Origin of the sequence: Heyndrickxia ginsengihumi (assembly GCF_011008565.1) — a bacterium.
Classification (GTDB): Bacteria; Bacillota; Bacilli; order Bacillales; family Bacillaceae_C; genus Weizmannia; species Weizmannia ginsengihumi.
In genome coordinates, this window is sequence record NZ_JAAIWK010000003.1 from 189996 (window position 1) to 212848 (window position 22853).

A 22853-nucleotide genomic window follows, 5' to 3' on the forward strand; every position below is an offset into this window, starting at 1 on the left:
TCTTCTTTAGCCCCTACCATGATTGCCGGAATGGATAAGCCTTTTTTTCTTATCCCTTTTTGAATATAAATTTGTTTCAATTGAAAATCGTGGTCGTCTTTTAACTTCTTTGAAAATCTTTCCTATATATTCACCGACAAGTCCGATTGCAATTAATTCTATCCCTCCAAGAAACCAAATAGACAAAATGAGTGATGTCCACCCTGTGCTTGTATGGCCCATTTGTTTTTGGATGAACGCATAAATGCCGACGAGAATACTTAATAAGACTGAAATAAATCCTAAAGAGGTAACAAAGCGAATAGGCGCAATACTAAAAGAAGTAATGCCATCAAATGCAAAGGCAAGCATTTTCTTTAATGGATACTTTGATTCTCCGGCTAATCGCTTTTTACGGTCATACATTACTTTTGTGGAAGGGAAACCGAGTAATGGGATAATACCGCGTAAAAATAAGTTTGTTTCTTTATATTTAAGAAGTTCATCTAGAGCCCTTTTGCTCATTAGTCGAAAATCAGCATGGTTTGGGATAAGTTGGATGCCCAGCTTTCGCATTACCCAGTAAAACCCTTCAGCAGTTGTCCGTTTGAAAAAAGTATCTGTTTCACGGCTGTCCCGTACACCGTACACGATGTCGTAGCCTTCGTGATATTTTTCAACAAAGGTACGAATAGCATTAATATCGTCCTGTAAATCTGCATCAATAGAAATGACACATGATGAATGCTCGCTTGCAACAGTTAAACCGGCTAGTAAAGCATTTTGGTGGCCAGCATTATGAGCCAGTTTTAAACCTTTTACAAATGGATTGACCAATGATTCCGACTCTATTAGGTCCCAAGTGCGATCATGACTGCCATCGTCTACAAATAGAAGACTGCTGTCATAGGAAATTAAGTTATCATCCATCAGTACATGGAGCATATCAGTTAATTGTTTTGCTGTATCTTGGAATACTTCCTCTTCGTTATAACAAGGAATTACAATGGTCAAAACAGGTTTATTGTTCATGATTCATACACCTCAATCATTATTTTGCTTCGTATAAATAAATAGTCCATGCAGATTCTTTATTATGGAAAACCTTTAACAAGTGTAAATGATCTTGTTCAGCATTTAAGATTGGAACTGCGGAAAAAATATAACGGCCGCCCATTTTTTTAAACTGTTTAATATTTAAATCTAAATGATGTATTTTTTTCTTGCTTGTTTTTTGAAAGGCATAATGTTTTCCTAACTCAGCCACAAAAATATAGCATCTGTTTCCCCAATGATCATAGTAATCCCTTAACTCTGGACTCTTATCTAACTCTTTAGCAATGATTTTACGAAATTGATGTTTGTATGATAATGGATAGTAGTTATTATACGTATCTAAAGTGTAAAAACCGTTGTATTGAGCAATAGCTGGATGAATCCCGATGCTTGCAACACGATAGGATGATTTCGGTTTTCCAATATAGTGATCTATTTGCTTAAATTGCTGCACCGCATAAAATTGATTAAAAGATGGTGTATGACACACGCGATAATAAATTTCTGGATTTGCCGCAAATAAAACAAGAATTTGTAATATTAAACAAACCTTCACGAATACTTTCCATTTATTATTTATTTTCCAGAGAATTAAACATCCTACTGCAAACATGACGTAAATAATGAGCGGACGCAAAAAATGGAAACGGGCAAAGTTAAAAGTGTTTAGTAGGCTAATCTTTTCTTTCAAAGGTTGCCACATTTCATTGAACCAAAAGGCATACCAAACAGAGAGAACGAAATTTAAAATAAAGAGCTGCATATAGCGCTTATCTTCATGCCAAGTTTTCCTTTTCAAAATAATCCATAAAACAATAAATGACAAAGGAACGATGACAAATGTATGGAGCGTCATGACATGAGTATGTCCTAAAAAATAGTTTTTGAATACAAGTCTAATGGTGTGCCAGAAATGTAATTTCGAACTTACAAATTCATTTCTACTTGTAGGTTCTTTCGGGAATACTAAAGAATAGACAAGACGATACTCAATCGCTAAATAGAGACTTGTCATAAAAGCGATACTTGCTAAAAACTTAATATTCCAATCTTTTTTAACGATTACGTCACGTAACCATAATAATACCATGGCCGTTAAGAAAAAGAAGAATCCTAAAATAAAGCTTGAGTAGAAAGGCAGCAATGTAAGTGTCAGCCATTCTCTCCAAGTTCCTTTTCTGGCACGAATGTTTAAAAATGCCCAAAGTGCAAGAGGCTGTCCTAATGTACTAAGCATTCCAGAAGGCCAAAAAGGTGTAATGGCAAATGCTAAAGAAACCCATACTCTAATAGGATATGCATCGTCGTTTTTTATGAAGTGTTTCTTTAATAGTAAGTACATCCCTAAAAAAGCAAAAATTCTTGTGATCGTTTGACTCCAAGTATATGCAACGACAGGGGAAAACAATTGATATAACCATTGAATACCACTAAACTCTGTTCCGTAAGCATCTCGCGGTAAGCCATTAATAATTTGCGGGATGGTCGAATTTAAAGGACTGAATAGTTCTCCGCTATCATGTAAGACTTTGTACCAGGCAATATTAGAATCCAAATTATCATGTACTCGAATGTGCATATTGCCGCCGAGTATGAACATTGGTGCAAGATAAATGGCAAGAAGAAATATTGCAACCAATAGTGATTTTTTTTCTCCATTTAAGTTTTTGGCTAAATGGAATTTCATATATATGTACACCGCCCTACTAATCTAGTTGTGATTGTTTCGGCAAGAGAGTGAGTTCAATCACATAAAGGTTTTGCCTTATTCACATACAAAAAGACGAAGTGTATTTAAGAAAAGTTCATCTAAAATCATATTATAAGAAAAACTATATTAATTATAACCAACTTACGGAAAATTAATCTTTTTTTCATATATGCTTAAAGGAGCTATTCTTTATTCCTTTTCATTATGGAAGAAAAAACAGTTCTTTTTTGCTTTATTAATAAAGTGCATGTTGCCGACAAATCGTACATCATTTGTTACACATGATGTTGGAATTGTTTTCTAACGAAGTGAATTCATGTAAAATAAAAAGTAAATGAATCGTTGGTGGGAGGATGTAAACGATGAGTGTTCAAAAAGCGTTAATCAATATTGATTATACTTATGACTTTGTTGCGGATGAAGGTCGGCTGACATGCGGAAAACCTGGTCAAGTAATTGAGAAGAATATTGTGAATTTGACCCGTACATTTATTGAAAGAAATGATTATGTCGTTTTTGCAGTAGATTGTCATGAAGAACAAGATTCATATCATCCTGAAACAATATTATTCCCACCTCATAATATTGTTGACACACAAGGGCGAAATTTATATGGTTCCTTGCAGAAACTGTACGAACAACATAAAAATAGGAAAAATGTATATTATATGGATAAAACACGTTACAGTGCATTTGCGGGAACAAACTTGGAATTAAAATTAAGAGAAAGATCTATTAAGGAAGTTTATTTATGTGGTGTATGCACGGATATATGTGTGCTGCATACAGCAATTGATGCTTATAATAAAGGCTTTAAACTGTTCATCTATCAAGATGCAGTAGCAAGTTTTAATCCAAAGGGACACGAATGGGCATTGGACCATTTTCGGCACTCTCTTGGTGCGGAACTTCTTTAATAGATCATTAGGAGTGAAAAATCATGCGTTACAAAGATGATAGTTTAGCGCTTCATACCGATTTGTACCAAATCAATATGGTGAAAGCGTATTGGGAAGACGGCATCCATAATCGAAAAGTTGTGTTTGAGGCGTTTTTTAGAAAAATTCCATTTGATAATGGTTTTGCCATTTTTGCTGGATTAGAAAGAATTATTGAGTATCTAAAAAATTTCAGCTTTTCCGATGATGACATTGCATACTTGCGTGAAGAAGTGGGGTACGAAGAGGCATTTTTGCAGTATTTAAAGAGTATGCGGTTTACAGGTACATTCCGTTCTGTTCGTGAAGGAGAATTGGTATTCGATAAAGAACCGCTTATTCAGGTAGAAACGACACTGGCAGAAGCGCAAATCATTGAAACGGCAATCCTAAATATTATTAATTACCAGACTTTAATTGCAACTAAGGCAGCTAGAATTAAGCTCGTTGCGAAAGATGAATTAGTTTTAGAATTTGGTACGAGACGTGCCCATGAATTAGACGCGGCAATATGGGGTACGCGTGCAGCTTATATTGGCGGTTTTGATGCAACTAGCAATGTCAGGGCTGGAAAAATGTTTGGCATCCCAGTTAGCGGGACACATGCCCATGCGATGGTACAAGCTTATCGGGATGACTATACTGCATTTAAGAAGTACGCTGAGACATTTAAAGATTGTGTTTTTCTTGTTGATACATATGATACTTTAGGCTCAGGAGTCCCGAATGCAATAAAAGTAGCCAAAGAATTTGGTGACCGTATTAATTTTATTGGCATCCGTTTAGATAGCGGCGATATGGCCTTTTTATCAAAAAAAGCACGAGAGATGTTGGATCAAGCTGGATTTCCTAATGCAAAAATTGTTGCCTCTGGAGATTTAGATGAATATACAATGCTGCATTTAAAAGCTCAAGGGGCGAAGATTGATACATGGGGGGTCGGCACAAAATTAATTACGGCATACGATCAGCCGGCTTTGGGCGCCGTCTATAAAATGGTCTCCATTGAAGATGAAAATGGAGTTATGCAAGATACGATTAAAATTTCAAGTAATGCTGAAAAGGTAACTACACCAGGGCTGAAAAAGGTATACCGGATTTTAAATAAACGAACTAACAAACTAGAAGGGGATTATATAACACTTAAAGATGAAAACCCGCAAGCAGAAAAAAGACTAAAGATGTTCCACCCTGTTCATACTTTTATTAGTAAATATGTTACTAATTTCGAAGCGATTAATATTCATCAAAATATTTTTGTGGATGGAAAATTAATTTATGAACTTCCAGAGTTAAAGGAAATTCAACAATACGCACTCGAAAATCTTAACTATTTATGGGATGAATACAAGCGTTCTTTAAATCCAGAAGAATATCCGGTTGATTTGAGCCAAAAATGTTGGGATAACAAGATGCGTAATATTGCGGAAGTAAGAGAAAAGGTTGCGCGGTTTAAAGAAGATGAATGATTTAAGTGAATTGATGTAAAATGATAGAAGATAGACTTAGTGCTAAATAGTGTATACTATTTTAATGTTGTAGAAGGAGGGAAATATAATGGATGCCTTACAAAAGAGAATTGTAGAAGAAATGAAGGTTCAGCCAGTTATTGATCCAAAAGAGGAAATTCGTAAAAGCGTTAATTTTCTAAAAAGTTATCTTAAAAAATATACGTTTATGAAAGGATTTGTCCTTGGGATTTCAGGAGGGCAAGATTCGTGCTTAACAGGGAAACTAGCGCAAATTGCTATTAATGAAATGAAAGAAGAGACAGGGGACGAAGACTATAAATTTATCGCAGTACGTCTTCCTTACGGTGTACAAAAGGACGCAGACGACGTAGAATTATCCATCCAATTTATTCAGCCGGATAAAGATATAACCGTAAATATTAAACCTGCTGTTGATGCAAGTGAAGCCTCTCTAAAAGAAGCGGGCATTATTTTATCTGATTTTGCAAAAGGTAATGAAAAAGCAAGAGAACGTATGAAAGTTCAGTACAGTATCGCAGCAATGGAAAATTGTGCTGTTTTAGGAACGGATCACTCGGCAGAAAATGTTACTGGTTTTTATACAAAATATGGTGATGGTGGTGCGGATCTTGTTCCTATTTTCCGTTTAAATAAACGTCAAGGAAAAATGCTTCTTAAGGAACTCGGGGCACCAGAACGTTTATATTTAAAAACACCTACAGCGGATTTAGAAGATGACCGTCCACAATTAGCGGATGAAGTTGCGCTTGGTGTTACATATAATGAAATTGATGATTATTTAGAAGGAAAAGAAGTTTCACCTGAAGCAAAAGAAAAAATTGAATCATGGTATTTAAAGGCTCAGCATAAACGCCATATGCCGATTACGATATTTGATGATTTTTGGAAATAATTGGTCACCCATTTAACTGAAAGGGCCTTATACCAAGCCTTGAATGTGCAGGTGTAAGACCCTTTTTGATATTATTTATTAATCGTTAATAGCGGATCTTCTCCTGCTTTAACTTCGTTTGCTGCCTGTAATATAATCGATTCCATTTCGTTGGAATTTGTAATAACAATAGGAGTTACAGAACTGTTCGCATTTGCTTTGATAAAGTTTAAGTTAAACGTGACAAGAAGATCGCCTTGTTTTACTTTTTCACCTTCAGATACATATATGTTAAATCCTTCTCCGTTAAGTGAAACTGTTTCTAATCCAATATGAATTAATAATTCTACTCCATTTTTTGCTTGAATTCCTATTGCGTGCTTTGTTGGAAAAATTTGTACGATTCTTCCTTCGACAGGGGATAGAATCTTTCCTTCAACAGGATCAATTGCAATGCCATCACCCATCATTTTTTCTGAGAAGACTGGATCAGGAACATCCTCTAATTTAGTCACCTTACCAGAGATTGGTGCAATAACTGTCAATGTATCTTTTGAATCGTTGTTCCTACCAAACCATTTTCTAAACAAACAGTTGACCTCCTTTGAAATTGGTAAAGCCTAGTTTGGAAAGCGAATACAATATTATTATACTATTTCATTATATAAGAAAGTAAAGAAATCCTGTATTTGAAAAAAGTGTTCATAAAATGGAAACGAATTTGCTAGAAAATTAAATTAACTATGTAGGTGGTTGACCAACTTATGATTCAAGAGGTAAAATGAGGACAAATTCAATCCCAATAAACTCTTACTTCATATAATTTCGATAATAAGGTTCGAAAGTCTCTACCTAATCACCGTAAATGATTGGACTATGAAGGCAGTTAGTATTATACATACTAGAATTCTGCCTTCATGTCTTTTTTAGGTGGAAATTCTAGTTTTTTTATTTTTGGCTTTTTTGCTTGAAGCTGATTTTCTGCATTATGGAAATTAAATAAAAACAGGATCTTTCATAATAGAGAGTATAAGCCAAATAAACAGAATGATGCAATATAGCCTATTGCTTGCTATGTTACGTGAGTAGAGATTTTTAGTATGATTGTGTTAAAACTGGGATAATGCTACATTTATGATAACGAAAATAAAAATATGTTAAAAATTTTTACTATTGGAGGATTTTTAGTATGTCAAAAGCGATGGATCTAGCCCATCAAGAAAAAATTATTGTATTGGATTTCGGCAGTCAATATAATCAGCTTATTACCCGCAGAATTCGTGAATTCGGGGTTTATAGCGAATTACATCCACATACGATCACTGCAGAAGAAATTAAGGCGATGAATCCAAAGGGAATTATTTTTTCAGGTGGACCAAACAGTGTGTATGACGAGAATGCATTCCATTGTGATGAAGAAATATTTGAACTTGATGTACCAATTTTAGGTATTTGCTACGGTATGCAGCTAATGACAAAATTCTTTGGCGGAAAAGTAGAAAAGGCGAATCATCGCGAGTATGGAAAAGCTGAAATCCATATTGAGCATGCAACGAAATTATTTGGCGACTTACCGTCAGATCAAGTTGTATGGATGAGCCACGGAGATCTTGTTACAGAGACACCAGAAGGATTTACAATCGTTGCAAGCAATCCAACTTGCCCAATTGCAGCAATGAGTGATGAATCTCGTCGTCTATACGCTGTACAATTCCATCCTGAAGTTAGACATTCTGTGCATGGAAATGAGTTGTTGAGAAATTTTGCTTTTGACATTTGCGATTGTCAAGGTACTTGGTCAATGGAGAATTTTATTGAAATGGAAATGGAAAAAATTCGCCAGACTGTCGGAGATAAGAAAGTGCTTTGTGCTTTAAGCGGAGGGGTAGATTCTTCTGTTGTTGCTGTTCTTATTCATAAAGCAATTGGAGATCAATTAACATGTATTTTTGTTGATCATGGTTTGCTTAGAAAAGGAGAAGCGGAAAGCGTCATGAAAACATTCACAGAAGGTTTCAACATGAATGTCATTAAAGTTGATGCAAAAGATCGCTTCTTGAATAAGTTAGAAGGGGTATCTGACCCAGAGAAAAAACGTAAAATCATTGGTAACGAATTTATTTACGTATTTGACGATGAGGCTTCAAAATTAAAAGGAATTGATTTTCTAGCGCAAGGAACACTTTATACAGATATTATTGAAAGCGGAACTGCTACGGCACAAACGATTAAATCCCACCATAATGTTGGCGGATTACCGGAAGATATGAAATTTAAACTAATAGAGCCATTAAATACTTTATTTAAAGATGAAGTACGCGCAGTTGGGACAGAATTAGGGATTCCTGATGAAATCGTATGGAGACAACCTTTCCCAGGTCCGGGTTTAGGTATTCGTGTACTTGGTGAAATTACAGAAGAAAAACTTGAAATGGTTCGTGAATCTGATTATATTTTACGCGAGGAAATTAAAAATGCCGGATTAGAACGCGATATTTGGCAGTATTTTACTGTATTGCCGAATATTCGTAGTGTTGGTGTAATGGGTGATGCTAGGACATATGATTATACAATTGGAATTCGAGCTGTAACTTCCATTGATGGTATGACATCAGACTGGGCCCGCATCCCTTGGGAAGTTCTTGAAGTAATTTCTCGTAGAATTGTCAATGAAGTCCCACATGTAAACCGAGTCGTTTACGATATTACAAGTAAACCACCTGCAACGATTGAGTGGGAATAATAAGATTTCCCCTAGGAAAGCTGCTATAGAGTTTTCCTAGGGCTTTTTTGTTTATTTTTGGAACTTTCGCTGCTTTATTTTTCTCCTGAATAAATTGGCATCAGCACTTCATCCACTAATTTTATTAAATACTCTTCGGATACATTTCCGCCGCGTATTAAGTTTTCGAAACGTAATAAATCAAAAGGCAAACTCATTTGCATCGGTGTAAATTCGTGGTTTATTTCGCCGTTTTGTTTGGCAAAATGTTGTATCTTCTTCATCATTATAAAATTACTCTCACGCGCTCTCTCTCCAAATTGTTGGAATAGTTCTTTTTTCTGGCTCAATTCGAATACCATTGCACTCAATATTTCAGGGCCGACCGCCTCGAAGAACTGTTGATAAAGTTGTACAACCGTTAATAGATTCCCCCGCAAACTTCCCTTATCTTGTAATAAATCAATCATATTTCCACCGAGCGCTCGTTTTGATTTATATCGTATCAACGCATGTAATAAATTGACTTTCGTTTCGTAACGGCGGTAGAGTACAGTTCGACTTGTTTGTGCTCGTTTTGCAACGTTTTGAAATGTCATGTTTTCGTATCCAGATGTTTGAAGAATTTCAAATGCAGCTTCTAAAATTGCAACTTCCAATTCACTTCCGCGTTTGCGTTCATTTGCCATGTCTGTACCCCCTGGTTCAATTTAACATTATTTTATCATAATTTTAAAGTACATATTGTACTTTAAATGTTTTAGGTGTATACTGAATTCGTATTTAAGGTACAAAATGTTTCTAATATAAGAAAGAGAGTGATAAACATGACGGGGAAGAGTGAGGGAAAATTACCAAAAGAACTGGTAAGTGTCGCACTTGTATTAGTGCTTGGGGCAATTGCGCCGATGCTGGATTCAACGATGGTGAACATTGCTATAAATAATTTTAGTAAGGATTTCCATACTTCCATTGATACGATTCAATGGGTAATAACAGGTTATGTTTTAGCAACAGGAATTGCGGTTCCTTTTTCAGGGTGGTTCATCAATCGCTTTGACGGAAAAAATATTTATTTAGTAGCACAAGCACTGTTTTTGATTAGTTCCATCCTTTCGGGGACTGCTTGGAACATTGATAGCTTAATTGTTTTCCGTCTTGTTCAAGGTTTTAGCGCAGGACTTATCATTCCGTTGTTAACGACATTATTAGTGCAGGCCGCGGGACAAGAAAATATGGGGAAATTAATGTCTATTGTTGGGATGCCGATCATTCTAGGACCGATCATTGGTCCGATCATCGGAGGAGTTATTGTGCAGTATCTATCATGGCGCTGGATCTTCTTTGTAAATATTCCAATTGGGTTGATTGCGTTATACTTCATTTACAAAAAGCTCCCAAGCTTCGCTGCCACCAATAAACAGGCAACATTTGATTGGTTCGGTATATTATTGTTAGGCGGGCTTTCAGCAAGCTTTATTTATGGGATTACAAAAGCATCGACAGGCTCCGGTTTCAATAATTCTAAGACAATTGAATTTGTCGGACTAGGCATTGTATTAACGATTATATATATTATTTATGCGTTCAAACGAACTGAAAAAGCGGTACTCCCATTAAACTTATTTAAATTCAAAAGTTTTAGCGCGTCCATTTTCGCCTTGTTTTTAGCGGGAATCGGCACTAATGGACCAATGCTGCTTTTACCGCTATATTTTCAAAATATTAGAGAGGATACTGTTATTTTTGCAGCTTTATCGCTCATACCACAAGGATTAGGTATGTTTCTTGCGAGACCGTTAATTGGAAAAATGATTGACAAAGTAGGAGCAAAATTTGTTGTTATATTTGCTATTGTCATAACCTTTATTGGAACATTACCTTTTTTATGGTTCTCCCAAAACACAAACTATTGGGTCATCGCCATTGTATTGTTTATTCGCGGTATTGGTGTAGGAGGTATTACGATTCCGGTCATGACGGATGCATATACAGGTCTATCTAAAAAACAAATACCACAGGCTAGTATTGCAACGCGTATTATTCAAAATATCGGTGGTGCATTTGGGTCGGCAGTGCTAGCGACAGTTGTTGCTAATCAGATGAGTCATGTTGTTCCAAGCATATCTCATTTAACATCTGCTTACCATGCAGGCTTTTTTATCGCAACTGTATTAACTGTTGTAATGTTCATTCCAGCTTTATTCTTAACAAATAAAGTAAAAACCAAAATGCAGTAAGGAATCCATTGTAAGGTTATTAAATTTGTCATTTAGTAGATATCGTTTTTTGCCATAATCTCAGAAAAGGGGATTATGGCTTTTTTAATGGTTATTAATTATTCTCTTTTTTTAATCTCTCTTTTTTATAAAGCTTGCCTCTATACTAGAGACTTATATTTTGTGGAAAATACTCGAAAAATGTAGCCCTTTTTCTTCTTTTTTTAAATTTTTAGACATATGAACTTCAAATATTCGAGGATTTTGAATAAACCGTTAATGTATACGATTTTAAAATCGTTGAGTCAGTACTGTCTCAATTAATAAAAATTACAAGAATAGGAGAGTGCTTAAATTGCCTGAAATGAAGCTTATTCCTTATAAGGTAGAAGAAGTAGCTGCCCAATCTCAACAGCAAACACCAGAAGGAATAAACATTATTCAAGCGCCAAAAGTTTGGGATGATAGTAATCGAGGAAAAGGAGTAGTTGTCGCAGTTATTGATACAGGTGTTCAGACTAAACATCCAGATTTAGCTGGCCGAATTATTGGCGGACGGAATTTTACTAGTGACTATAATGGCGATGTTAATAACTATGAAGATAATAACGGACACGGAACACATGTGGCGGGCACAATTGCAGCGGCAGCAAACAATATCGGTGTTGTTGGTGTAGCACCAGAAGCGAGTATTCTTGCACTAAAAGTTTTAGATAAAAATGGTAGTGGACAATATGATTGGATTATTAAAGGAATTCAATATGCCATTAATTGGAGAGGGCCAAATAACGAGAAAGTACGAGTAATTTCAATGTCACTTGGTGGCCCAGAGGATGTCCCAGAATTACACAACGTTATCAAACAAGCAGTAGCAGCAGATATAGCTGTTGTAGTCGCAGCAGGGAATAGCGGGGATGGAAGAGCGGATACGATTGAAAAAGACTATCCGGGTAACTACAACGAAGTGATAACAGTTGGTGCCGTCGATAATCAGTTGAAAATTGCTGATTTTAGTGATTCAAATTTTGAGATTGACCTTGTAGCACCAGGTGTTCAAGTGCTTTCAACTTATTTAAACAGTCAATATGCGGTCCTATCAGGTACTTCTATGGCAACTCCGCATGTTTCAGGGGCAATTGCTTTGCTTATAAATTTAACGGAAAAACAATTTGGCAGACATTTAATTGAACCAGAAATTTATTCGCAATTAATAAAACGGACAGTCACACTTGGCAATAGTAAAAAAGAAGAAGGAAACGGTCTTGTTATGCTCGATTTAGCTGAGAAAGTTCGTGACATTATTAGTATGACCAATTTTGAATATCATGCAAAACAATAAACATAACAGGTGTGCCTTTGCAGGTGCACCTGTTCATATCATGATATTGTATTTTTTTTAAAAAGAATAACTGTACATATTCAATTTACTAGACTTAGTGTGCGCTTATAGGTTTTCTAGTTTTATATCGGTATCGTGTAGTAATTTGAACTAAAATATGGGATCCATCGCTTTCAAGGATGAATGTCCTAGGCTCGGTTACGGCCCTGCATTTCCATTTATGATGATGAGTAGCTTTGTTTTTTATGTGTATAGGTGAGAGTCAATGAAAAAAGCAGTATGAAATACGAAGATCAAAATAGCTGTGAAATCATTTTCCAAACTAAATACGAAAGTTTGTAAAAAAATAACAAAAATTGTTCGTGTTTTTGTATTGACTTCAAGATAAATTAAAGATACAATCTATCTGTACTTAATTAAATACTTTGTACTTTCGTATAAATTCAGGAATATGGCCTGAACGTTTCTACCGAGCTACCGTAAATGGCTTGACTACGAGGTGAGTGCATAATAAAAAGAATCGCGAATTCTTTTATTACATACACGTGCCTTTTGTCAACGCTCCGGTAGATATCGGAGTGTTTTTTCGTTTTAGATAAAATATTTAGGGGGAAATAAAAAATGCAAAAATATTTTCAGTTCAAGGAACTGGGAACAAGTTACCGTCAAGAATTCATGGGTGGATTAACTACCTTTTTAGCAATGGCTTATATTTTGGTTGTGAATCCACTTACGTTATCGCTTGCGAGCATTAAAGGTCTTCCAGATGCGATGAGAATGGATCATGGTGCTGTATTTGTAGCAACAGCCATTGCTTCTGCAATAGGATCTATTGTAATGGGGCTTTTAGGAAAATATCCACTTGCCTTGGCACCAGGAATGGGTTTAAATGCATTCTTTGCTTATACAGTCGTTTTAGGGGATAAAATTCCATGGCAGCATGCCCTTGGTGCAGTTTTAATCTCAGGTGTGTTCTTCTTTCTTTTAACACTTACAGGGTTACGGGAAAAAATTATTAACGCCATTCCTGTTCAATTAAAACACGCAGTTGGCGCTGGTATTGGTTTATTCATTACTTTTATCGGTTTTCAAGATGCGGGAATTATTGTGAAGGATGATGCGACACTTGTTGCATTAGGTGACTTGTCCAAAGGTCCTACACTTCTTGCTATTTTTGGTCTTGTTATAACAGTTATCTTAATGACAAGAGGCTTTAAAGGCGCTGTATTTTATGGAATGATCATTACTGCGATTGTCGGAATGATTTTTGGGTTAATTTCTGTTCCACATAAAGTAGTTGATGCAGTTCCAAGTATAAAACCAACATTTGGCGAAGTTTTTAGTTCATTTGGTGATCATTCATTCTGGTCTACACAGATGATTGGCATTGTCTTAACGTTCTTGTTTGTTGATTTCTTTGATAATGCAGGTACACTTGTAGCGGTTGCCAATCAAGCAGGTTTAATGAAAGATAATAAGCTTCCTAATGCAGGAAGAGCACTCGTTTCAGATTCAATTGCAACGATGGTTGGAGCTGTTTTAGGAACTTCAACTACAACTTCTTATGTTGAGTCATCTTCGGGAGTTGCAGCAGGTGCAAAAACGGGCTTTGCTTCATTAGTAACAGCTGGATTTTTTATTCTATCATTATTTTTCTTCCCGTTACTATCTGTTATTACATCACCTGTAACGGCACCAGCACTTATCATTGTTGGGGTATTAATGGTTTCTTCATTAAGACATATTGAATGGAATAAGTTTGAAATTGCTGTTCCGGCTTTCTTAACAATGATTACAATGCCTTTAACTTATAGTATTGCAACAGGTATTGCGATTGGATTCATCTTTTACCCAATTACAATGATTGTAAAAGGTAGAATAAAAGATATTCACCCAATCATGTACTTCTTCTTTGTTATCTTTTTACTCTATTTTATTTTCTTAAAATAGTACTTTGAAGAATCATATATATATTCAGCTTGTAGGTAAATCTAACTTTATCTACAGGCTTTTTTTATAATGATCGATAATGCTGATTGGACGGAAAGAAACTCTGTGGAATAAGCGGGCCAGAGACTTTGCAGGTGCATGTCGAGGAGGCTTCCAGATTGCCCGCTGAAGCCAAAAGCAATAACTTTTTATGTTTTTATTTAAATATAAAAACTAATCTACAAAATGAATATCGTGATATAATAATTTGTACAATTTAAAAGCACATACGATTTTCGATAGACTATAGTTAGTGTGTTCGTTTCATTCAGGGGGAATGTTATGGAAGCGTTTAGAGTAAAAAAGGTGTTAAATAACAATGTATTGATTGCCTCTCATCCCCAATATGAGGAGTCTGTGTTAATTGGGAAAGGAATAGGATTCAATAGAAAAAAAGATGAAATAATTTCTGAAGAATCAGCTGAAAAAATGTTTGTACTCAAGAATGAAAAAGAGCAAGAGCAGTATAAGAAAATTTTGCCGTTTATCGATAACGACACACTTGAAGTCATTATTTCAGCAACTGAAATGATTCGGAGTAAAATGGAGTCACACTTAAATGAACATATCCATGTTGCCTTGACAGACCATATCGTCTTTGCGATTAATCGTATACGAAAAGGTCTTGCTGTAAAAAATCCTTTTGTATCAGAAACGAAAATATTATATCCGCGTGAGTACGAAATTGCTCGTGAGGTTGTTGATTATATTAATGAAAGTACAGATGTATATTTGCCAGAAGGAGAAGTAGGGTTTATTGCTCTGCATATCCACAGTGCTGTAACAGATAAACAGCTATCTGAAATTAATCAGCATTCGCAACTAATCGCTAAATTAATTGAAACTGTTGAACGTGAATTTGATATTCATTTAAACAAAGATAGCACTAATTATATGCGGCTTGTTAGACATCTTCGCTATACAATTGACCGGGTGTTAACTGGTGAAAAAGTAAATGAACCAGAAAAATTAGCTTTTTTCTTAAAACAGGAATTTCCATTATGCTATAACCTAGCTTGGAAGTTAATTAAAATTATGCAGCAATCGTTGCGAAAACCTGTATATGACGCTGAAGTTGTTTATTTAACAATGCACTTACAGCGTATTCAAAATAAAATATTGTAACCACTTGCATTTTGTCTGTTTTGTGTTATTATAAGGGTAATTAATTGAATAGTTGACGTGTTACTGATTCGATCAGGCATGAGTAAAACGATGATGAATTTATGTTATATGGGAACACTACTCACATAACAATTTTCACCAGTTTGCTCATGCCTTTTTTTGTGTCGAATTTTGTAAGCGTATAAGCTATCGCTTTCATTCTAATGATTATGTTCTTATATTATAAGGAGGTACAACTATGTTTAAACAGATTTTTGGGGTTCTACAAAAAGTTGGTAAAGCCCTTATGCTGCCAGTGGCTATTTTGCCAGCAGCTGGAATTTTATTAGCAGTTGGTACAGCATTAACTAACCCAACTTTGACTGAACATGCTCCATTTTTAGAAGCCCATTGGGTTGTTCATGTTTCTAATATCATGTCACAAGCAGGTAACATTATTTTCAGTAATCTAGCTTTACTGTTTGCAGTAGGGGTAGCCATCGGTCTTGCTGGTGGTGATGGTGTTGCAGGTCTTGCAGCAATTGTTGGATTTTTAATTATGAATGTTACAATGGGCGTTGCTCTTGGAATTGACGCGAAAGATGTGGCAAAAGATCCAGCCTATGCATCTGTATTAGGTATTAATACATTACAAACAGGTGTATTTGGCGGTATTATTGTTGGGATTATCGCTGCAACTATGTACAATAAGTTTTTTAAAATTGAATTACCATCTTATTTAGGATTCTTTGCTGGTAAACGTTTCGTACCGATTGTTACAGCTGGTTCTGCAGTTGTCCTTGGTTTAATTATGATTTTGATTTGGCCGCCAATTCAAACAGGCTTAAATGAATTTTCAAACTTTATGTTGAACAAGCAGCCAACATTAGCAGCGTTTATTTTTGGGCTTGTTGAACGCTCATTAATTCCGTTTGGATTACATCATATTTGGTATGCCCCTTTCTGGTATGAGTTTGGTTCATATACACCACATGGTTCTACTACACCTGTTCATGGTGACCAAGCGATCTTTATGGCACAAATTAAAGATGGTGTCCAACATTTAACAGCTGGTACATTTATGGCTGGTAAATATCCATTCATGATGTTTGGATTACCGGCGGCTGCGCTGGCGATTTATCATGAAGCTCGTCCAGAAAAGAAAAAATTTGTAGCTGGTATTATGGGTTCAGCAGCATTAACATCGTTTTTAACTGGTATTACAGAACCACTTGAATTCTCATTCTTATTCGTAGCACCAGTACTATTTGCAATTCATGCAGTGTTTGCGGGCTTGTCCTTCATGGTTATGCAGCTATTAAATGTTAAAATCGGGATGACATTCTCCGGTGGATTAATTGATTTCTTACTCTTTGGGGTATTAAATAAACAAACGCACTGGTGGTGGGTAATTCCAGTCGGTTTAGTATTTGCAGTTATTTATTACTTCGGCTTCCGTTTCGCCATCCGTACTTTCAATTTGAAAACTCCGGGTCGTGAAGATGAAGCAGAGGATACAAGTGCAGCAAACAAAGGTTCAGTAACTGAATTACCATATAATATTTTAGAAGCTATGGGTGGACAAACGAATATCACAAATCTTGATGCTTGTATTACCCGTTTACGTGTGCAAGTTGCAGATCCGAAAAATGTTGATAAAGAGCGCTTAAAACAACTTGGTGCTGCAGGTGTACTTGAAGTTGGTAATAATATCCAAGCAATTTTTGGTCCAAGATCTGATACGTTAAAATCACAAATGCAAGATATTATTTCTGGTAGAGCACCTAAAACGGCATCTGTAAATCCAGAGCGTGAAGTTCAGGAACAAATCGAAGATGTTCAACCAGATGCACTTCAGTCAGCAATTCAAGAAAATGAAACTTTTGTAGCCCCGTTAAAAGGTGAAATCAAACCGATTACAGAAGTACCTGACCAAGTATTTTCAGGTAAAATGATGGGAGATGGTTTTGCAATTCTTCCAAGTGAAGGTACAATTGTTTCACCAGTAAATGGTAAAATCGTAAATGTATTTCCAACTAAGCATGCGTTAGGCATTCAATCTGATGGTGGACGCGAGATTTTGATCCATGTTGGTATTGATACGGTTAACCTAAAAGGTGAAGGATTTGAGACATTAGTAAATGAAGGAGATCTAGTTGAAGCAGGACAACCATTATTAAAAGTTGATCTTGATTTTTTGAAAGAAAAAGTTCCTTCCACAATGACACCTGTTGTATTTACAAACTTACAACCTGGACAAGAAGTTGTGCTTGAAAAACAAGGTCCAGTTGACTTAAAAGAAGAAAACATTATTACGATCAAATAATATAGAAGAAATGATCCATGTTGGGTCTATCTTAAGAGAATGGGACAAAACTCAAAAGTGGTTAGCCAAAGATGAACATTGCACAGCGCCAGAAATATACGTAGATTCCTGCGGGAGGATAGTCATCGGTGGACCCCGCAGTGCACTAGTGCGAGGAGACTCAGCATCCGCCCGCGGAAAGCGATGTATATTTCCGAAGCGAGGTTGGAACGCAATATTCGGGTTTTCTTTAGTCCATACTTTACTTCTGTCCCGTTCTCTTTTTCTATATGTAGGGCCTGTTGGAATTAAAAAAAATCATTAAATATAATAATTTAATTTCATTGTCATATACTTTTACAAACGATCTTGAAGCTAGAGTACGGATTCAAGTCCAGAATTTGTTAAACTATGCTAAAGATCTTGTTTTTTGACCTAATCAGACTGTTCATTCTGTTTGCTTTTTTCTTTCCTGAAAAAGCTCCAACAGAAAGAAGCCAGTAATTTTTATCCCGTATTTATGGGTGGAAATTGCTGGCTTTATTTTTTGAAAGGGGGGGAGATGTTTGTCAAAGGCGCTAAAAGGCATTAAGGTTCTTGATTTAACAAGGGTATTAGCGGGGCCGTATTGTACGATGATTCTTGGTGATCTAGGGGCTGAAGTAATTAAAGTAGAGGCTCCGGGCGGTAGTGATGAAACTCGTGGTTGGGGTCCGCCTTTCCAAAATGGAGTAAGCGCTTATTATATATGTGCAAACAGAAATAAAAAGAGTATTACTGTTGATTTGAAAAGCAATGAAGGAATTGAGATTATTCACCGCTTAGTGAGAGAGAGTGATGTCATTATCAATAATTTCAAAACGGGAACAATGGATCGCCTAGGTATCGGTTATAAAACACTTGCTAAGATTAACCCTGAGTTGGTCTTCTGCTCTATAACTGGATTTGGCGAAACAGGTCCCTATAAAAATATTCCGGGATACGATTTTATTATTCAGGCGATGAGTGGATTGATGAGTATAACAGGTGAGGAACATGGTTCTCCGCAAAAAGTGGGCGTTGCAATTACAGATGTTTTAACTGGTTTGTATGCTTGTATTGGCATTCATGCTGCGCTAATTGAAAGAGGGCATTCAGGAGAAGGACAGAAAATTGATATTTCTTTATATGATTCAGCAGTCAGTGCGCTTGTTAATATTGCCAGCAATTATTTAATGTCTGGAAAGGTTCCGCAACTGATGGGAAACCTTCATCCGAATATTGTTCCTTATCAAACTTTCAAGACCCAAGATGGAGAAATAGCTATTGCGGTTGGAAACGATCAACAATTTACCCGCTTTTGTAAAATTCTTGGCGTTCAGAATTTAGCAATAGACAAACGATTCACAACCAATTCGAAGCGGGTGGAAAATCGGGACGTACTTATTCCTCTTCTACAACACGCTTTGCAACAGAAGTCGACAAAATTTTGGCAAGAGGCCTGTAGGGAAAATAAAATTCCATGCGGTCCAATTCAGACGTTGCAATCTATCGTAACAGATCCACAACTTGCTGCAAGAGAAATGTTCATCTCAATTCCTCATCCTATAGCAGGAAACGTTAAGCTTGTTGGGAGTCCGTTGAAATTATCAAAAACACCTATTAGTATTGAACAATATCCACCAATGCCCGGAGAACATACTGTAGAAATACTGAAACAACTGGGGTATTCTCAGGAACATATAGAAGAGTATAGAAAAAAGCAAATTATATAGGAGTGAAGAAAAATGAATTTTGATTTAACTGAAGAACAGGATTTGTTAAGAAGAACAGTTAGAAGCTTTGTAGATAAGGAAATTATGCCATATATCGGGGAGTGGGATGCTAATCATCATTTTGAAACAAGTATTTTAAAAAGTTTAGCGAATCTTGGACTTATGGGAGTCTGTATTCCAGAAAAGTATAGAGGAAGTGGAATGGATTATAATTCATTAGCCATTGTATGTGAAGAGCTGGAACGGGGTGATACAGCATTTAGAACTGCTGTAAGTGTTCATACCGGTTTAAATAGTCTAACTCTTTTGCAGTGGGGGACAGAAAATCAAAAAAGAAAATATCTTGTTCCTCAGGCGAAAGGTGAAAAAATAGGGGCGTTTGGTTTAACAGAGCCTGGGGCTGGTTCAGATGTTGCATCCCTTGGTACGACAGCTATAAAAGAAGGAGATCATTATATTTTAAGTGGTCAAAAAACATGGATATCCCTCTGTGATGTTGCTGATCACTTTATTGTATTCGCTTACACGGATAAAACTAAGAAACATCATGGAATATCTGCTTTTATTGTGGAAAGAACAATGGATGGCTTTTCATCTAAGGCGATAAAAGGAAAACTTGGCATTCGTGCAGGAAATACAGGTGAATTATTTTTTGACAATGTTAAAGTTCCGGAAGAAAACCTACTTGGTAAAGAGGGGGAAGGATTCAAGATTGCTATGTCAGCTCTAGATAATGGCAGGTTCACTGTTGCCGCAGGGGCATGTGGTCAAATTATGGCTTGTTTAGAAGCAAGTGTTAAATATTGTCATGAACGAAAAACGTTTGGAAAGGAAATTGGAAAGCACCAGCTAGTGCAACAGATGATTGCTAAAATGGAGGCTGGCTATCAAATGAGCCGTCTGCTTGTATTTCGGGCAGGAGAATTAAAAAATCAAGGAAAACGTAATACACGTGAAACGTCATTAGCAAAATGGCAAGCATGTGATTTTGCTAATGATGCTGCAAATGATGCTGTACAAATTCATGGAGCGTATGGGTATTCAAATGAATATCCAGTCGAACGATACTTGAGAAATTCAAAAGCTCCCGTTATTTATGAGGGAACAAGAGAAATCCATACGATTATGCAAGCCGAATATGTTCTTGGTTATCGTAAAGATAAGCCGCTAGATCATATGCTGCCTCCATGGGCGAATTCAAAATGATAGACGAAATTGGTGTGCAGCGGCAGTTAATGTCTATTCCTTTGGAGCTAGGGTGAGGCATAAAATAAGGGGGCGTGACTATGAAGACATCTGGGCAACCATCGAGTGAAACAGGAAAGAAAATGAATAGTCAGCAGCGGAATATTTTAGCAATTGTTACATTGGCTTGGATCTTTGATGCTTTCGATTATTTAATGTTAACTTATATTGCTGTTGATATTATGAAGGAATTTGATGTAACTGCAGCTATATTAGGGACTGTAACTTCGATTACTGTACTTGCAAGGCTGATCGGTGGAGCCTTAGTCGGGATTATTGCTGACAAATGGGGGAGAAGAATTCCTCTGATCACTTCTATGATTTGGTATGGTGTTTTCCAATTTATTACTGGTTTTTCTCCCACGTTTTCATTTTTATATATCGTCCGGTTTTTATTCGGCCTAGGGATGGGTTCGATGTACTCTGTAGGTGTGCCACTATTAATGGAAATGGTTCCTAGAAACAAGAGAGGACTTGCCTCAGGTCTATTGGAAATTGGTTTTCCAGCCGGAGGGATACTAGCCAGTTTGCTATATGTAAGTATATATTCTAGCGGCGGTTGGCGTGATATGTTTTTTATTGCGGCTATTCCTCCTATTATATTAGGAGTCTATACAATGATTACTTTAAAAAATTCAAAAAAATGGATTAAGCAACAGAGGGTTGAACGAGGGATAAAAACAGTCCCGCTTATCAATCTATTTGCAGGAAAACAACTATGGGATACCATTCATTCTGTTTTAGTGAATGCTGGTTTTTTAGTCTTGTTTTATTCTATATGTTCTTGGTATCCTACCTTTTTAAAAATAGAACATCATTTCACAGTAACAATGGTTAGTATAGTGACAATATTATTAAATTTGTCTGCTGTAATCGGAAGTATCATATTTGGGCGGTTATCTGACCGGATTGGAAGAAGATGGACGATTACAATTTCTGCAATTGGAACAATGTTAGGATCACCTCTTTTCGTTATGCTTCATAATAATCTTCTGCTTTATATCGGTGCCGTTATTGTTGGCTTTTTCGGACCTGGGGGAGTATGGAGTATTAATGCTACCTATACAGCAGAGCATTTTCCGTTGCGAATGCGATCAGCTGGCCACGGTCTCACATACAATGCAGGGAACTTTTTCGGGGGAATGATCACTCCTGTTATTATTGGGTTGCTGTCGGATCGGTATGGATTTGGGGCTGTAATGACAGTAGGTGTCCTGTCATCTGCCGCGTTTCTAATTATTATGGCTTGGTCTTGGAAAGAAACAAAAGACATGGATATGGCGATTTAGTTTATTTAATGAAATGATTGAAAGGCTCTTATTAAAAAGATGTTTGAAGGGCTGGAGATGACCAGCTCTTCATCTAAAGTTTATTATGTTTTAACTTGTATTGTTTATGTAAATCTTTTAATGCTGATGTCAATGCGTTATATGCTTTCCCTAAATAATATTTTTGTAATTCATCCAAAGGTGCATCAATTCCATCTTTTAGACTATATCCTCTTAAAAGATTTGTAATGAATCTCTTGCTGTGATCTGTTGCAAGTGTACAAGATACTTCGAGAATAACCCCATATTTCAAATCAATTTCAGCAGTAATCGTTAAGGTCTCATAAATACTTTTAGCTGCCATGCCTGCGGGAAGTCTTGCGTGACCAGCAATAAATTCCGTATGCAATTTATCTTTCCTCCATTCAAGTTTTATAGTTCTCTATTACTAATCTAATATTCTATATATGAGTTTTTCTGGTCATTTATTTACTAATAGAATAGTTGTGTTACAGTTTGCTAAAAAATATTTACAAATGAGAAAGTTAAAGTCTGTTGGTTTAGGGAAAAAGAATATATTTAGGCTTGACCAAGTAATCAATAGATGATATTATATAAAAGTTGAGTTAATCAACACGAGTTATCGCCGTTGATGAACTTAAATAAAATAAAAAAAGATTTGACATTAAATATCTTATATGATAAGATATGAAAGTTGTCGCATGATTGATCTTTGAAAACTGAACGAAACGAAACGTCAATTTTTTATGAGCTTATATCAAACATCTTTTTGGAGAGTTTGATCCTGGCTCAGGACGAACGCTGGCGGCGTGCCTAATACATGCAAGTCGAGCGAACTG

The 22853-nt window shown here is 36.2% G+C and carries 17 protein-coding genes, 1 rRNA gene and 2 riboswitches; of the genes, 13 read left to right on the forward strand and 5 right to left on the reverse strand.

All coding sequences use genetic code 11. From position 1 onward, the window contains the following. Positions 1-6: 6 nt before the first annotated feature. Together G4D61_RS03775 and G4D61_RS03780 are read right to left on the reverse strand one after the other, a co-directional pair. Entirely contained in the window at positions 7-1011 is a 1005-nt protein-coding gene (locus tag G4D61_RS03775; RefSeq protein WP_025731263.1) for a glycosyltransferase family 2 protein, read from the reverse strand. Positions 1012-1030: 19 nt separating this feature from the next. Next, complete coding sequence (locus G4D61_RS03780) at positions 1031-2722, reverse strand: DUF6044 family protein (RefSeq protein ID WP_025731264.1); 1692 nt, start codon at positions 2720-2722, stop codon at positions 1031-1033. 386 nt (positions 2723-3108) lie between these two features. Here G4D61_RS03780 and G4D61_RS03785 point away from each other — a divergent pair, with 386 nt between their 5' ends. From G4D61_RS03785 to nadE, 3 genes are all read left to right on the forward strand, one after another. Then, complete coding sequence (locus tag G4D61_RS03785; protein ID WP_025731265.1) at positions 3109-3663, forward strand: cysteine hydrolase family protein; 555 nt, start codon at positions 3109-3111, stop codon at positions 3661-3663. Positions 3664-3686: 23 nt separating this feature from the next. Beyond that, positions 3687-5153: a nicotinate phosphoribosyltransferase gene (locus G4D61_RS03790; protein WP_025731266.1), complete on the forward strand. Its 1467-nt coding sequence runs from the start codon at positions 3687-3689 to the stop codon at positions 5151-5153. An 88-nt stretch (positions 5154-5241) separates the two neighbouring features. After that, positions 5242-6069 carry an NAD(+) synthase gene (gene nadE / locus G4D61_RS03795; RefSeq protein WP_025731267.1) on the forward strand — a complete coding sequence of 276 codons (828 nt, stop codon included), beginning with the start codon at positions 5242-5244 and terminating at the stop codon, positions 6067-6069. Between the two features lie 71 nt (positions 6070-6140). Here the strand turns inward: nadE and G4D61_RS03800 are convergent, their stop codons facing one another. After that, positions 6141-6638: a PTS sugar transporter subunit IIA gene (locus G4D61_RS03800; RefSeq protein ID WP_025731268.1), complete on the reverse strand. Its 498-nt coding sequence runs from the start codon at positions 6636-6638 to the stop codon at positions 6141-6143. Between the two features lie 205 nt (positions 6639-6843). Next, positions 6844-6945: riboswitch (purine riboswitch) on the forward strand. A gap of 304 nt (positions 6946-7249) precedes the next feature. Between G4D61_RS03800 and guaA the strand changes: the two genes are divergently transcribed. After that, a complete protein-coding gene (gene guaA, locus G4D61_RS03805; protein ID WP_025731269.1) occupies positions 7250-8791 on the forward strand; it encodes a glutamine-hydrolyzing GMP synthase in 1542 nt (513 codons plus the stop codon). A gap of 74 nt (positions 8792-8865) precedes the next feature. Here the strand turns inward: guaA and G4D61_RS03810 are convergent, their stop codons facing one another. Then, a complete protein-coding gene (locus G4D61_RS03810) occupies positions 8866-9459 on the reverse strand; it encodes a TetR/AcrR family transcriptional regulator (RefSeq protein WP_163173259.1) in 594 nt (197 codons plus the stop codon). 138 nt (positions 9460-9597) lie between these two features. On the opposite strand from G4D61_RS03810, the gene G4D61_RS03815 reads away from it, so the two are divergent. The 8 genes from G4D61_RS03815 to G4D61_RS03850 all read left to right on the forward strand — a co-directional run bounded on the left by G4D61_RS03815 (position 9598) and on the right by G4D61_RS03850 (position 22014). Further along, positions 9598-11010, forward strand: a complete 1413-nt coding sequence (locus G4D61_RS03815; protein WP_163173261.1) for an MDR family MFS transporter — start codon at positions 9598-9600, stop codon at positions 11008-11010. 343 nt (positions 11011-11353) lie between these two features. Further along, positions 11354-12328, forward strand: coding sequence for a S8 family peptidase (locus G4D61_RS03820; protein ID WP_163173274.1), 975 nt, complete (start codon positions 11354-11356; stop codon positions 12326-12328). A gap of 413 nt (positions 12329-12741) precedes the next feature. Next, a riboswitch (purine riboswitch) is annotated at positions 12742-12843 on the forward strand. Between the two features lie 106 nt (positions 12844-12949). Next, complete coding sequence (locus G4D61_RS03825) at positions 12950-14278, forward strand: NCS2 family permease (RefSeq protein WP_025731273.1); 1329 nt, start codon at positions 12950-12952, stop codon at positions 14276-14278. A 321-nt stretch (positions 14279-14599) separates the two neighbouring features. Continuing rightward, a complete protein-coding gene (glcT, locus tag G4D61_RS03830; protein WP_025731274.1) occupies positions 14600-15442 on the forward strand; it encodes a glucose PTS transporter transcription antiterminator GlcT in 843 nt (280 codons plus the stop codon). 238 nt (positions 15443-15680) lie between these two features. Further along, on the forward strand, positions 15681-17747 hold the full coding sequence (gene ptsG / locus G4D61_RS03835; protein ID WP_035354604.1) for a glucose-specific PTS transporter subunit IIBC: 2067 nt from the start codon (positions 15681-15683) through the stop codon (positions 17745-17747). Positions 17748-18292: 545 nt separating this feature from the next. Then, positions 18293-19480, forward strand: coding sequence for a CaiB/BaiF CoA transferase family protein (locus tag G4D61_RS03840; RefSeq protein ID WP_025731277.1), 1188 nt, complete (start codon positions 18293-18295; stop codon positions 19478-19480). Positions 19481-19492: 12 nt separating this feature from the next. Then, entirely contained in the window at positions 19493-20686 is a 1194-nt protein-coding gene (locus tag G4D61_RS03845) for an acyl-CoA dehydrogenase family protein (protein WP_025731278.1), read from the forward strand. 80 nt (positions 20687-20766) lie between these two features. Further along, positions 20767-22014 (forward strand): MFS transporter, encoded by a 1248-nt coding sequence (locus tag G4D61_RS03850; RefSeq protein WP_025731279.1) that lies wholly within the window; start codon positions 20767-20769, stop codon positions 22012-22014. 73 nt (positions 22015-22087) lie between these two features. On the opposite strand, the gene G4D61_RS03855 is transcribed toward G4D61_RS03850, so the two are convergent. After that, a complete protein-coding gene (locus G4D61_RS03855) occupies positions 22088-22402 on the reverse strand; it encodes a DUF3870 domain-containing protein (RefSeq protein ID WP_025731280.1) in 315 nt (104 codons plus the stop codon). Positions 22403-22780: 378 nt separating this feature from the next. Here G4D61_RS03855 and G4D61_RS03860 point away from each other — a divergent pair. Beyond that, positions 22781-22853: ribosomal RNA gene (locus tag G4D61_RS03860) — 16S ribosomal RNA — on the forward strand; the annotation flags it as partial.